This is a genomic window from Pseudomonas sp. KH_017, from assembly GCF_057840285.1.
On sequence record NZ_CM174509.1, the window covers coordinates 2,270,461 to 2,283,534 of the forward strand.

13 protein-coding genes are annotated in these 13,074 nt (G+C 59.1%); 7 read left to right on the forward strand and 6 right to left on the reverse strand.

All coding sequences use genetic code 11. The features are described from left to right. Window positions 1-96: 96 nt before the first annotated feature. Window positions 97-264, reverse strand: a complete 168-nt coding sequence (locus AC3IT6_RS10270; protein WP_489355213.1) for a hypothetical protein — start codon at window positions 262-264, stop codon at window positions 97-99. Here AC3IT6_RS10270 and icd point away from each other — a divergent pair. Continuing rightward, window positions 263-1,519 carry an NADP-dependent isocitrate dehydrogenase gene (icd, locus tag AC3IT6_RS10275; RefSeq protein ID WP_150725943.1) on the forward strand — a complete coding sequence of 419 codons (1,257 nt, stop codon included), beginning with the start codon at window positions 263-265 and terminating at the stop codon, window positions 1,517-1,519. The genes AC3IT6_RS10270 and icd overlap by 2 nt on opposite strands. A gap of 80 nt (window positions 1,520-1,599) precedes the next feature. On the opposite strand, the gene cspD is transcribed toward icd, so the two are convergent. Then, window positions 1,600-1,866, reverse strand: a complete 267-nt coding sequence (gene cspD, locus AC3IT6_RS10280; RefSeq protein ID WP_223453974.1) for a cold shock domain-containing protein CspD — start codon at window positions 1,864-1,866, stop codon at window positions 1,600-1,602. Between the two features lie 224 nt (window positions 1,867-2,090). Here cspD and clpS point away from each other — a divergent pair, with 224 nt between their 5' ends. Continuing rightward, window positions 2,091-2,453, forward strand: a complete 363-nt coding sequence (gene clpS / locus AC3IT6_RS10285; protein ID WP_015094394.1) for an ATP-dependent Clp protease adapter ClpS — start codon at window positions 2,091-2,093, stop codon at window positions 2,451-2,453. A 30-nt stretch (window positions 2,454-2,483) separates the two neighbouring features. Continuing rightward, window positions 2,484-4,754 carry an ATP-dependent Clp protease ATP-binding subunit ClpA gene (gene clpA, locus AC3IT6_RS10290; RefSeq protein WP_056723817.1) on the forward strand — a complete coding sequence of 757 codons (2,271 nt, stop codon included), beginning with the start codon at window positions 2,484-2,486 and terminating at the stop codon, window positions 4,752-4,754. Between the two features lie 234 nt (window positions 4,755-4,988). Here clpA and infA read toward each other — a convergent pair whose 3' ends face one another. From infA to trxB, 4 genes are all read right to left on the reverse strand, one after another. Beyond that, window positions 4,989-5,207: a translation initiation factor IF-1 gene (gene infA / locus AC3IT6_RS10295; protein ID WP_002553999.1), complete on the reverse strand. Its 219-nt coding sequence runs from the start codon at window positions 5,205-5,207 to the stop codon at window positions 4,989-4,991. A gap of 111 nt (window positions 5,208-5,318) precedes the next feature. After that, the gene (locus tag AC3IT6_RS10300; RefSeq protein WP_046037862.1) at window positions 5,319-6,026 is read right to left on the reverse strand and encodes an arginyltransferase; all 708 of its coding nucleotides are present in this window, start codon (window positions 6,024-6,026) and stop codon (window positions 5,319-5,321) included. A gap of 57 nt (window positions 6,027-6,083) precedes the next feature. Further along, entirely contained in the window at window positions 6,084-6,764 is a 681-nt protein-coding gene (aat, locus tag AC3IT6_RS10305; protein ID WP_108217862.1) for a leucyl/phenylalanyl-tRNA--protein transferase, read from the reverse strand. A gap of 62 nt (window positions 6,765-6,826) precedes the next feature. Continuing rightward, complete coding sequence (gene trxB / locus AC3IT6_RS10310; protein WP_489355217.1) at window positions 6,827-7,786, reverse strand: thioredoxin-disulfide reductase; 960 nt, start codon at window positions 7,784-7,786, stop codon at window positions 6,827-6,829. Between the two features lie 295 nt (window positions 7,787-8,081). Here trxB and AC3IT6_RS10315 point away from each other — a divergent pair, with 295 nt between their 5' ends. The 4 genes from AC3IT6_RS10315 to crcB all read left to right on the forward strand — a co-directional run bounded on the left by AC3IT6_RS10315 (window position 8,082) and on the right by crcB (window position 13,058). Further along, window positions 8,082-10,493 (forward strand): DNA translocase FtsK, encoded by a 2,412-nt coding sequence (locus AC3IT6_RS10315; RefSeq protein ID WP_489355219.1) that lies wholly within the window; start codon window positions 8,082-8,084, stop codon window positions 10,491-10,493. A 66-nt stretch (window positions 10,494-10,559) separates the two neighbouring features. Next, window positions 10,560-11,183 carry an outer membrane lipoprotein periplasmic chaperone LolA gene (lolA, locus tag AC3IT6_RS10320; RefSeq protein ID WP_223447809.1) on the forward strand — a complete coding sequence of 208 codons (624 nt, stop codon included), beginning with the start codon at window positions 10,560-10,562 and terminating at the stop codon, window positions 11,181-11,183. Window positions 11,184-11,361: 178 nt separating this feature from the next. Then, window positions 11,362-12,684, forward strand: coding sequence for a replication-associated recombination protein A (locus AC3IT6_RS10325; protein WP_489355221.1), 1,323 nt, complete (start codon window positions 11,362-11,364; stop codon window positions 12,682-12,684). Next, window positions 12,684-13,058 (forward strand): fluoride efflux transporter CrcB, encoded by a 375-nt coding sequence (crcB, locus tag AC3IT6_RS10330; RefSeq protein WP_056723806.1) that lies wholly within the window; start codon window positions 12,684-12,686, stop codon window positions 13,056-13,058. The genes AC3IT6_RS10325 and crcB overlap by 1 nt, the downstream gene beginning before the upstream one ends. Window positions 13,059-13,074: the final 16 nt, after the last annotated feature.

Here is a 13,074-nt window from a genome sequence, read left to right on the forward strand (position 1 = left end):
GCATTATACATAGGTAGCTGGCAATCTGCCGATGGTTCATACGCAACGAATGTCGTCCATTGGTCTAAAGGTCGCAGGGGCAAGTCGGGCGTAGAGTCATTCGTCGTGCTTGGTTTTGGCGCTTTTCCCTTTGTTTTCAGGCTTGTAGCGCACGAGTTGCAAGGCTTTGCGCCAGATCGATGGAACATAGGGTTTGCGCGCCGATTCAACTGGGTTACGCTCGAACCAAGCCAGATGTTCAATCCAATCAATGGAGTTCAGCATGGGTTACAAGAAGATTCAGGTTCCAGCCGTCGGCGACAAAATCACCGTCAATGCAGACCATTCTCTCAATGTTCCTAATAACCCGATCATCCCCTTCATCGAAGGCGACGGCATTGGTGTCGACATCAGCCCGGTCATGATCAAGGTTGTCGATGCTGCTGTTAAGAAGGCTTACGGTGGCGAGCGCAAGATTTCCTGGATGGAAGTGTACGCAGGGGAGAAAGCGACTCAGGTTTACGATCAGGACACCTGGCTGCCTCAGGAAACCCTGGACGCGGTCAAGGATTACGTGGTTTCCATCAAGGGCCCGCTGACCACCCCGGTCGGTGGCGGCATCCGTTCCCTGAACGTGGCCCTGCGCCAGCAACTCGACCTGTACGTCTGCCTGCGCCCGGTGCGCTGGTTCGAAGGCGTGCCGAGCCCGGTCAAGAAGCCAGGCGATGTCGACATGACCATCTTCCGCGAGAACTCCGAAGACATCTACGCCGGCATCGAGTGGAAGGCCGGTACGCCGGAAGCCACCAAGGTCATCAAGTTCCTCAAAGAAGAAATGGGCGTTACCAAGATCCGTTTCGACGAGAACTGCGGTATCGGTGTCAAGCCGGTGTCCCTGCAAGGCACCAAGCGTCTGGCACGCAAGGCCCTGCAATATGTGGTCGACAACGATCGCGATTCGCTGACCATCGTGCACAAAGGCAACATCATGAAGTTCACCGAAGGTGCCTTCAAGGAATGGGCCTACGAAGTGGCGGCTGAAGAGTTCGGTGCGACCCTGCTCGACGGCGGTCCGTGGATGCAGTTCAAGAACCCGAAAACCGGCAAGAACGTTGTCGTCAAGGATGCCATCGCCGACGCCATGCTCCAGCAGATCCTGCTGCGCCCGGCCGAGTACGATGTGATCGCAACCCTGAACCTGAACGGCGACTACCTCTCCGACGCGCTGGCGGCGGAAGTGGGCGGTATCGGTATCGCACCAGGTGCCAACCTGTCCGACACCGTGGCCATGTTCGAAGCCACCCACGGTACTGCGCCGAAGTACGCCGGCAAGGACCAGGTCAACCCGGGTTCGCTGATCCTGTCCGCTGAAATGATGCTGCGCCACATGGGCTGGACCGAAGCAGCCGACCTGATCATCAAGGGCACCAACGGCGCGATTTCCGCCAGGACCGTAACCTATGACTTCGAGCGTCTGATGGAAGGCGCCAAGCTGGTTTCGTCTTCCGGCTTCGGCGATGCGCTGATCTCGCACATGTAAGAAAACGCAGGCACACAAAAACCGCCTGATTCAAGTATTTGAGTCAGGCGGTTTTTTTATGGCGGGATGACGGTGTGGGCTTAAACTGTAACGGTCTGTTGCGGGGCGGATGTCGTCGCTTTCGAAGCATCCACCGGGTTGCCAATGTTGATCGCGTGCAGGCCCTTGGGGCCCTGGATGATGTCGAATACGACAGCTTGCCCGGCTTTCAGGGTTTTATAACCTTCCATCTGGATGGCGGAGTAGTGGGCAAACAGGTCTTCTGTCTTGCCGTCCTCGATGATGAAACCGTAACCCTTGGCGTTGTTGAACCATTTGACCTTGCCGCTGACCTTGCCGCCTGACATACCCAACTCCCTCTGCAACAGACTCCATCACTGGAGTATCATCCAGTACATCCGCAGTCGAATCTGTAAATAAGATTGACTCCGCGGACCTTTTTTACCCACTGTGGGCTCTATTGGTTGTAACACCGTTTTGCCGATAGTCAAGCTGACCCGGCAGTCGGAGTTGAAATCGCTGATAACCGCCCCCACCACTGTATTTGAACAACTGACGAACCTTTCTTTCCATGCATGCAATCAGCCAGATTCGACTAACATTCAATCAGGATCGCCCTGATTTACACGACGACGATTCCGCAGGCATTGCTGTTCAGGAGGCAAAGCCTGCACTACAGGCGCCGCCGATGTACAAGGTGGTTTTGTTCAATGATGACTACACACCGATGGATTTCGTCGTCGAAGTGCTCGAGGTGTTTTTTAACCTGAATCGCGAGCTGGCGACCAAGGTCATGCTGGCCGTCCACACAGAAGGGCGGGCAGTATGTGGAGTGTTTACCCGTGACATCGCCGAGACCAAGGCCATGCAGGTCAACCAGTACGCCAGGGAAAGCCAGCATCCGCTACTCTGTGAAATCGAGAAGGACGGTTAATCGCCGACCACTTGGGTATGAGGTGAAGCTATGTTAAACCGCGAGCTCGAAGTCACCCTCAATCTTGCCTTCAAGGAAGCTCGTTCGAAGCGTCATGAATTCATGACCGTCGAACACCTCTTGCTGGCCCTATTGGACAATGAGGCTGCCGCCACCGTTTTGCGTGCGTGCGGCGCGAACCTCGACAAACTCAAGCATGACCTGCAGGAGTTCATCGACTCCACCACGCCATTGATCCCCGTGCATGATGAGGATCGCGAAACCCAGCCAACCCTGGGCTTCCAGCGTGTACTGCAACGTGCTGTGTTTCACGTACAGAGCTCGGGCAAACGCGAAGTGACTGGTGCCAACGTGCTGGTCGCGATCTTCAGTGAGCAAGAGAGTCAGGCGGTGTTCCTGCTGAAACAGCAGAGCGTTGCCCGTATAGATGTCGTCAACTACATCGCCCATGGCATTTCCAAGGTGCCGGGGCATGGCGATCACTCTGAAGGTGAGCAAGATATGCAGGACGACGAGGGCGGTGAGTCTTCTTCCTCAGGCAATCCCCTGGATGCTTATGCCAGCAACCTCAACGAACTCGCGCGCCAGGGTCGCATCGATCCGCTGGTGGGGCGTGAGCTGGAAGTCGAGCGTGTTGCGCAGATCCTGGCGCGTCGCCGCAAAAACAATCCGCTGCTGGTGGGCGAGGCTGGCGTGGGTAAAACCGCGATTGCCGAAGGTCTGGCCAAGCGCATTGTCGACAACCAGGTGCCGGACCTGCTGGCCAACAGCGTGGTTTACTCCCTCGACCTGGGTGCCTTGCTGGCTGGTACCAAGTACCGTGGCGATTTCGAGAAGCGCTTCAAGGCGCTGCTCAATGAACTGAAAAAACGTCCGCAGGCGATCCTGTTCATCGACGAGATCCACACCATCATTGGTGCGGGTGCCGCGTCCGGTGGCGTCATGGATGCCTCGAACCTGCTCAAGCCACTGCTGTCGTCCGGTGATATCCGCTGCATCGGTTCCACAACGTTCCAGGAATTTCGCGGGATCTTCGAGAAGGACCGTGCTTTGGCCCGGCGTTTCCAGAAGGTCGATGTGTCGGAACCTTCGGTGGAAGACACCATTGGCATTCTGCGCGGCCTGAAGGGGCGTTTCGAAAGCCATCACAATATCGAATACAGTGATGAAGCCCTGCGCGCGGCTGCCGAACTGGCCTCGCGTTACATCAATGACCGTCATATGCCGGACAAGGCCATCGACGTCATCGACGAGGCGGGTGCCTACCAGCGCCTGCAACCGGTCGAGAAGCGTGTGAAGCGCATCGAAGTGCCTCAAGTCGAGGACATCGTCGCGAAAATCGCGCGGATTCCGCCAAAACACGTCACCAGCTCCGACAAGGAGCTGCTGCGTAACCTCGAGCGTGACCTGAAGTTGACCGTGTTCGGTCAGGATGCCGCGATCGACTCCCTGGCAACCGCGATCAAGCTGTCCCGTGCCGGCCTCAAGTCCCCTGACAAGCCTGTCGGTTCGTTCCTGTTCGCAGGGCCTACCGGTGTCGGTAAAACCGAAGCGGCGCGTCAGTTGGCCAAGGCCTTGGGTGTCGAGTTGATTCGCTTCGACATGTCCGAGTACATGGAGCGCCACACCGTATCGCGTCTGATCGGTGCGCCTCCGGGTTATGTCGGATTCGATCAGGGCGGTCTGCTCACCGAAGCCATCACCAAGCAGCCACACTGCGTGCTGTTGCTCGACGAGATCGAGAAGGCGCATCCGGAAGTCTTCAACTTGCTGCTGCAGGTCATGGACCACGGTACGCTGACCGATAACAACGGGCGCAAGGCGGATTTCCGTAACGTGATCGTCATCATGACGACCAACGCCGGTGCCGAGACCGCAGCCCGCGCTTCGATCGGTTTCACCTATCAGGATCACTCGTCCGATGCGATGGAAGTGATCAAGAAGAGCTTCACGCCGGAATTCCGCAACCGTCTGGACACCATCATCCAGTTTGGTCGCCTCAGCCATGAGGTCATCAAGAGTGTGGTGGACAAGTTCCTTACCGAGCTTCAGGCGCAGTTGGAAGACAAGCGTGTGTTGCTGGAGGTCACCGATGCAGCCCGTAACTGGCTGGCCGAAGGTGGCTACGACGCGGCAATGGGTGCTCGCCCAATGGCTCGCCTGATCCAGGACAAGATCAAGCGTCCGCTGGCGGAGGAGATTCTCTTTGGCGAACTGGCCGAGCATGGCGGTGTAGTGCACATCGACATCAAGGACGGCGAACTGACCTTCGAGTTCGAGACCACGGCCGAGATGGCCTGACGTTCAGAAGCAAAGCAAAAAGGCGCCGGGAGGCGCCTTTTTGTTGTCTGCAGGTCATGCACAAATCCAGTGTGGGAGCGGGTTTGCTCGCGAAAGCGTCGGCATATCCAGCATCCCTGTGTCAGGCAGATCGCATTCGCGAGCAAGCCCGCTCCCACATTGTCCGAGTGCGGCAGCTAAATCGCAGACAAACAAAAACGCCCGGCATAAGCCGGGCGTCTTGTATTGACTTGATTAGCGAGCGCGGTAAGTGATGCGCCCTTTGCTCAAGTCATAGGGAGTCAGCTCTACGCGCACTTTGTCGCCGGTAAGAATACGGATGTAGTTCTTGCGCATCTTGCCGGAGATGTGCGCGGTTACGACGTGCCCATTTTCCAACTCCACACGAAACATGGTGTTGGGCAGGGTGTCGACGACAGTGCCTTCCATTTCGAAGCTGTCTTCTTTCGACATGCAGTAAAGCCCTCGGTGTCCAATGAATGGCCCGGTGCAACTGCGCCAGGCAAAAGCGGCGTGCATTGTGCCCGAAAAGTGGGGTTTAAGCCAAGGGGTTTAGGGCCGGCTCTAGTTTAGAACCACCCAGCGCTGATTAATCAGCAACTCAATGGGGCGATATTGAGTCTTGTAGTTCATTTTTTTGCAGTTTTTGATCCAGTAGCCGAGGTAGACCGCATCCAGCCCCAGCCGCCTGGCCTCGGCGATTTGCCAGAGGATTGCATAGCGCCCAAGGCTGCGGCGCTCTTCGGCCGGTTCGTAGAAGGTGTAGACCGCCGAAAGACCGTTCGGCAGTAAATCAGTGACGGCGACGGCCAGCAGCTGGCCGTTCAGGCGGAACTCGTAAAATCTTGAAAACGGCAGGTCCCGCACCAGGAATGTCGAAAACTGGTCGCGACTCGGCGGGTACATATCGCCATCGGCGTGACGCTGTTCGATATAGCGCTGGTAAAGGTCGAAGTACTCTTCGTTGAAGCCGGGCCTGGCCGGGCGCACCTGCAAATCCACGTTGCGCTTGAAGATGCGTTTCTGTTGCCGGTTGGGCGTGAACTGCCCCACGGGAATGCGCGCCGGAACGCACGCATTGCAATTCTGGCAATGCGGCCGATAGAGATGATCGCCACTGCGACGAAACCCCATCTCCGACAGGTCTGCGTAGACATGCACATCCATGGGCTGGCTAGGGTCGAGGAACAGGGTTGTGGCCTGCTCATCGGGCAGATAACTGCAAGAGTGCGGCTGAGTGGCATAGAACTTCAAACGCGCCAACTCGGTCATGATCAACCCTCGGGATAATGCTTTTGAATAAGTGTAAGCCACCTGCGCAAAAGTCGCTCAGCAAACCCAGGTGGCATGGTTGGGTTGGTCAAGGTGCCTGGCCAGATAATCGGCAAACTCGCGGCGCGCAATCGCCCGGGCGCCCAGGCTATGCAGGTGGTCGGTGGGCATTTGGCAGTCGATCAGCACGAAGCCCGAGTCTTTCAGATGTCGAACCAGTGTGGCAAAACCGAATTTCGAGGCGTTGTCAGCGAGGCTGAACATGGACTCGCCGAAAAACAACTGGCCCATTGCCAGGCCATACAATCCGCCGACCAGTTCATCCCCGTCCCACACTTCCACCGAGTGCGCGTGTCCGCGTCTATGCAACTCGATGTAGGCGTCCTGCATGGCCTCGGTGATCCAGGTGCCATCCGCGTAATCCCGGGGCGCGGCACAGGCACGGATGACGGCCGCAAAGTCCTGGTCAAAGGTCACTTGATAGCGTTGCTGGCGCAGCAGCTTGTTCAGGCTGCGCGAGACGTGCAATTCGTCGGGAAACAGCACCGTGCGCGGGTCCGGAGACCACCAGAGGATCGGCTGGCCTTCGGAAAACCATGGGAAGCAGCCGTGGCGATAAGCCGAGATCAACCGATCGGCGGACAGATCGCCACCGGCAGCCAGCAGCCCGTTGGGGTCGCGCATGGCCTTTTCCAGCGGTGGGAAATGCAAGGTGTTGCGTTGTAACCAAGTCAGCATGGCATCCGGACTTACAGAAGGGGAGGGCGGTGGCGGGTGTTGGCCCGCCATAAAGTTTGCCTTCAAACGGTTGGAGTGTCGTCGAGGTATTTTTCGGCGTCCAGTGCCGCCATGCAACCGGCCCCGGCAGACGTAACGGCCTGGCGATAAACGTGGTCGGCCACGTCGCCGGCGGCAAACACTCCCGCAATCGCCGTAGCGGTGGCATCGCCTTCACTGCCACCCTTGACCAGCAGATACCCGTCGCGCATTTCCAGTTGGCCCGTGAACAGGTCGGTGTTGGGTTTGTGGCCGATGGCGATAAACACCCCGGACAGCGGCAGCTCTCTGGTTTCGCCCGTTTGGCTGTCTCGCAGGCGGGCGCCGGTCACGCCGCGGGCATCGCCGAGCACTTCGTCCAGGTTCTGGTTCCAGTGCAGGCGGATATTGCCGTTGGCGGCTTTTTCGAAGAGTTTGTCCTGGAGGATCTTCTCCGAGCGCAGCTTGTCGCGCCGATGGACCAGGTGCACTTCCTTGGCGATGTTCGACAGGTACAAGGCTTCCTCGACCGCGGTGTTGCCGCCGCCGACCACCGCAACCACCTGATTGCGATAGAAAAATCCATCACAGGTTGCGCACGCCGACACCCCTTTGCCGGCAAACGCTTCTTCCGACGGCAGACCCAGGTATTGCGCGCTGGCGCCGGTGGCAATGATCAGCGCGTCGCAGGTGTAGGTTCCACCATCGCCAATCAGCTCGAACGGCCGTTGTTGCAACTTGGCGGTGTGGATGTGGTCGTAAACGATCTCGGTGGCAAAGCGTTCGGCGTGTTTTTGCATGCGGTCCATCAGCACCGGTCCGGTCAGGCCTTCGACGTCGCCTGGCCAGTTATCCACTTCAACGGTGGTGGTGAGCTGGCCACCCGCCTGTATGCCGGTAATGACTACGGGCTTGAGGTTGGCGCGGGCGGCATAAACGGCCGCGCTGTAACCGGCGGGGCCGGAGCCCAGGATAATCAGGCGTGAATGCTTCGCTTCGCTCATAAAAACACCTCATAAGCCTTTGTCACAAAAGAGAATGCATGCTCAAATTGAACAGCATGTCATATGCTTTTGACTATGCTACACCCAAGGGTCTCAAGCATGGCGTCGTGCGTACAAACCCGTACAATGCCCTGCGTGTTACATATATTCAGTGCGCACCATGTTTATAAAAACCGGGGCGCAGTGTTAAAAGTAGTCCCGGTAACGCGTGTTAACTTTTTTACCTGCCTGGATTGGGCAGTTTTTATAGTCATTCAACAGATGGACGCGCCCATGGCGCAGGAATAGAAGCGTTTTGAAGAAATCCACCGCAGCACCTAAACCAGCCGTCGTACCGCTCTGGCGCCAGCACTTGCACTACCGACTCAAGGAAGGTGCGCTGATCGCCATCGGTGCCTTGTGCCTGTTCCTGATGATGGCCTTGTTGACCTATGGCAAGGATGATCCGGGCTGGAGTCATAACAGCAAGATCGACGACGTGCAGAACTTCGGCGGGCCAGCGGGCTCCTACAGCGCTGATATCCTGTTCATGGTGCTGGGTTACTTCGCCTACATCTTCCCGTTGCTGCTGGCCGTCAAGGCGTACCAGATCTTCCGCCAGCGTCACGAACCGTGGCAGTGGAGCGGCTGGCTGTTCTCCTGGCGCCTGATCGGCCTGGTGTTCCTGGTGCTGTCGGGCGCCGCCCTGGCCCATATCCATTTCCATGCCGCAACCGGTCTGCCGGCCGGTGCGGGCGGTGCGCTGGGGGAAAGCCTCGGCGAACTGGCCAGGAACGCCCTGAATATCCAGGGCAGCACGCTGTTGTTCATTGCGTTGTTCCTGTTCGGCCTGACGGTGTTTACCGACCTGTCGTGGTTCAAGGTGATGGACATCACCGGCAAGATCACCCTCGACCTGTTCGAACTGTTCCAGGGCGCCGCCAATCGCTGGTGGGCGGCCCGTACCGAGCGCAAGCAACTGGTCGCCCAGTTGCGTGAAGTCGACGACCGTATGGATGAAGTGGTCGCGCCGAGCGTCACCGACAAGCGCGAGCAGGCCAAGGTCAAGGAACGTCTGATCGAACGTGAGCAAGCCCTGAGCAAGCACATGTCCGAGCGTGAGAAGCAGGTGCCGCCGGTGATTGCACCCGCGCCGCCAAAGCCCGTCGCACCGAGCAAGCGCGTGGAGAAAGAGAAACAGGCGCCGCTGTTCGTCGACAGCGCCGTGGAAGGCACCTTGCCACCGATCTCGATTCTCGATCCGGCGGAAAAGAAACAGCTCAATTACTCGCCTGAATCCCTGGCTGCGGTTGGCCACTTGCTGGAAATCAAGCTCAAGGAATTCGGCGTTGAAGTCACGGTGGATTCGATTCACCCGGGCCCGGTGATCACCCGTTACGAGATCCAGCCGGCGGCCGGGGTCAAGGTCAGCCGTATTTCCAACCTGGCCAAAGACCTCGCGCGCTCCCTGGCCGTGACCAGCGTGCGTGTGGTGGAAGTGATTCCGGGCAAGACCACGGTCGGTATCGAGATTCCCAACGAAGACCGGCAGATCGTGCGTTTCTCCGAGGTGTTGTCGACCCCCGAGTACGACAACTTCAAATCCCCGGTCACCCTGGCCCTGGGCCACGACATCGGCGGCAAGCCGGTCATCACCGACCTGGCGAAAATGCCGCACCTGCTGGTGGCCGGTACCACCGGTTCCGGTAAGTCGGTGGGTGTGAACGCGATGATCCTGTCGATCCTGTTCAAGTCCGGCCCGGAAGACGCCAAGCTGATCATGATCGACCCGAAAATGCTCGAACTGTCGATCTACGAAGGCATTCCGCACCTGCTGTGCCCGGTGGTCACCGACATGAAGGACGCCGCCAACGCCTTGCGCTGGAGCGTTGCCGAGATGGAGCGGCGCTACAAGCTGATGGCCAAGATGGGTGTGCGAAACCTGTCGGGCTTCAACGCCAAGGTCAAGGAAGCCCAGGACGCCGGCGAGCCGTTGAGCGATCCGCTGTACAAGCGCGAAAGCATCCACGACGAAGCGCCGCTGCTGCAAAAGCTGCCGACCATCGTAGTAGTGGTCGACGAATTCGCCGACATGATGATGATCGTCGGCAAGAAGGTTGAAGAGCTGATTGCCCGCATCGCGCAAAAGGCTCGTGCGGCCGGTATCCACTTGATCCTTGCGACCCAGCGTCCGTCGGTGGATGTGATCACCGGTCTGATCAAGGCCAACATCCCGACCCGCATGGCGTTCCAGGTATCGAGCAAGATCGACTCCCGGACCATCATCGACCAGGGTGGCGCCGAACAACTGCTGGGTCACGGTGACATGCTCTACATGCCGCCGGGTACCAGCCTGCCGATTCGTGTTCACGGTGCTTTCGTGTCCGACGAAGAGGTTCACCGCGTGGTGGAAGCCTGGAAACTGCGGGGCGCGCCGGAATACAACGACGACATCCTCAATGGCGTCGAAGAGGCGGGCAGCGGCTTCGAAGGCAGCAGCGGTGGCGGCGACGGTGACGATCCCGAGGCCGACGCGCTGTACGACGAAGCGGTGCAGTTCGTGCTGGAAAGCCGTCGCGCCTCCATTTCCGCGGTTCAGCGCAAGCTGAAGATCGGCTACAACCGCGCCGCGCGCATGATCGAAGCCATGGAAATGGCCGGGGTCGTGACGTCCATGAACACCAACGGTTCGCGTGAAGTCCTGGCCCCGGGCCCGGTGCGCGACTGACCCGAGTATGAAAAGGGTGGTGCCTTTGGCGCCGCCCACACTCCCACGAATGTTATGAGGACTCCCATGCGTCTGATCCGCATGCTGTTGCTGCCGGTACTGGCCTTGACCACGCTCCAGGCTAACGCCGATGACAAGGACGTGGCGCGCCTGACCCAACTGCTGGAAAAATCCCAGACCCTGACTGCACGCTTCTCGCAACTGACCCTTGATGGCACCGGCACCCAGTTGCAGGAAACCGCCGGCGAGATGTCCCTGCAGCGTCCGGGCCTGTTCTACTGGCACACCGATGCGCCGGCCGAACAGACCATGATCTCCGATGGCAAGAAAGTCACCCTGTGGGACCCGGACCTGGAACAGGCCACCATCAAGAACCTTGACCAGCGCCTGACCCAGACCCCAGCGCTGCTGCTGTCCGGTGACGTGTCCAAGATCAGTCAGAGCTTTGACATCAGTGCCAAGGAAGCCGGCGGCGTGATCGACTTCACCCTCAAACCGAAAACCAAGGACACCCTGTTCGACAGCCTGCGCCTGTCGTTCCGCAATGGCCTGGTCAACGACATGCAACTGATCGACAGTGTCGGCCAGCGCACCAATATCCTGTTCACCGGTGTGAAGGCCAACGTGCCGATCCCGGCTTCCAAGTTCAAGTTCGATATCCCCAAGGGTGCGGATGTGATTCAAGAGTAAAACGCCGAACCTGTGGGAGCGGGCTTGCTCGCGAAGGCGGTGTGTCATTCAATCAAAATGTCGACTGACACGGCCTCTTCGTCGGAACGCCGCCCGGAGCAAGCCCGCTCCCACAGGGATCTTTGTCCAATCTCTGGACGGTGTGGCATATAAGCGCAGTGAGGTTTCACAGGTAGTCATGGATCTGTTTCGCAGCACCCCGATCGCCCAGCCCTTGGCCGCCCGCTTGCGTGCGGCCAATCTGGACGAGTACGTCGGTCAGGAACACGTGCTCGCTCGCGGCAAGCCCTTGCGCGAGGCGCTGGAGCAGGGTGCCCTGCATTCGATGATTTTCTGGGGGCCGCCGGGCGTGGGCAAAACCACCCTGGCGCGATTGCTCGCGGAAGTCTCGGATGCGCATTTCGAAACGGTCTCGGCGGTGCTGGCCGGGGTCAAGGAGATCCGCCAGTCGGTGGAAATCGCCAAGCAGCAGGCCGCGCAGTACGGTCGCCGCACCATCCTGTTCGTCGACGAAGTGCATCGCTTCAACAAGTCTCAGCAGGATGCGTTCCTGCCCTATGTCGAAGACGGCACGCTGATTTTCATCGGCGCGACCACGGAAAACCCTTCGTTCGAGCTCAACAACGCCTTGCTGTCACGGGCGCGGGTCTATGTGCTGAAAAGCCTCGACGAAGCGGCCCTGCGCAAACTGGTGCATCGCGCGCTGACCGAAGAGCGTGGCCTGGGCAAACGTAATCTGACCCTCAGCGACGAAGGCTTCCAGATGCTGCTGTCGGCCGCCGATGGCGATGGCCGGCGCCTGCTCAACCTGCTGGAAAACGCTTCGGACCTGGCGGAAGACAACAACGAAATCGGCACCGAACTCCTGCAAAGCCTGCTCGGTGACACCCGCCGGCGCTTCGACAAGGGCGGCGAAGCGTTCTACGACCAGATCTCCGCGCTGCATAAATCGGTGCGCGGCTCCAACCCCGACGGCGCGCTGTACTGGTTCGCACGGATGATCGACGGTGGTTGCGACCCCTTGTATCTGGCCCGGCGCGTGGTGCGCATGGCCAGCGAAGACATCGGCAATGCCGACCCGCGCGCCCTCAGCCTGTGCCTGGCGGCCTGGGAAGTGCAGGAGCGCCTCGGCAGCCCCGAAGGCGAACTGGCGGTGGCCCAGGCCATCACCTATCTGGCCTGCGCGCCGAAAAGCAACGCGGTGTACATGGGCTTCAAGACCGCACTGCGCGCCGCCGCCGAACACGGCTCGCTGGAAGTGCCGCTGCACCTGCGCAACGCGCCGACCAAGCTTATGAAGCAGTTGGGCTACGGCGATGAGTACCGTTATGCCCATGATGAGCCGGACGCTTATGCCGCTGGCGAAGACTATTTCCCGGAAGAACTCGACCCGATCCCGTTCTATCAGCCTGTGCCCCGAGGCCTGGAATTGAAGATCGGCGAAAAACTCAATCACCTGGCAAAACTCGACCGTTTAAGCCCAAGGCAGCGGAGAAAATAGTGCTTCCCTTGATCGTTGCGGTTTCCGTCGGCGGGATGGCCGGCACACTGTTGCGCTTCGCCACGGGCAACTGGATCAACGCGAATTGGCCGCGGCACTTCTATACCGCGACGCTGGCCGTTAATATCGTGGGCTGTTTGCTGATCGGCGTTCTATACGGTCTGTTTTTGATACGCCCGGAGGTGCCCATCGAGGTGCGTGCCGGGTTGATCGTCGGCTTCCTCGGGGGGCTGACGACTTTTTCATCCTTTTCACTGGATACGGTGCGCCTGCTGGAAAGCGGGCAAGTGCCGCTGGCCCTGGGCTATGCGGCGCTCAGCGTATTCGGCGGGCTGCTTGCCACCTGGGCCGGCCTGTCCTTGACCAAACTTTGATAAACGAGAAACCGAC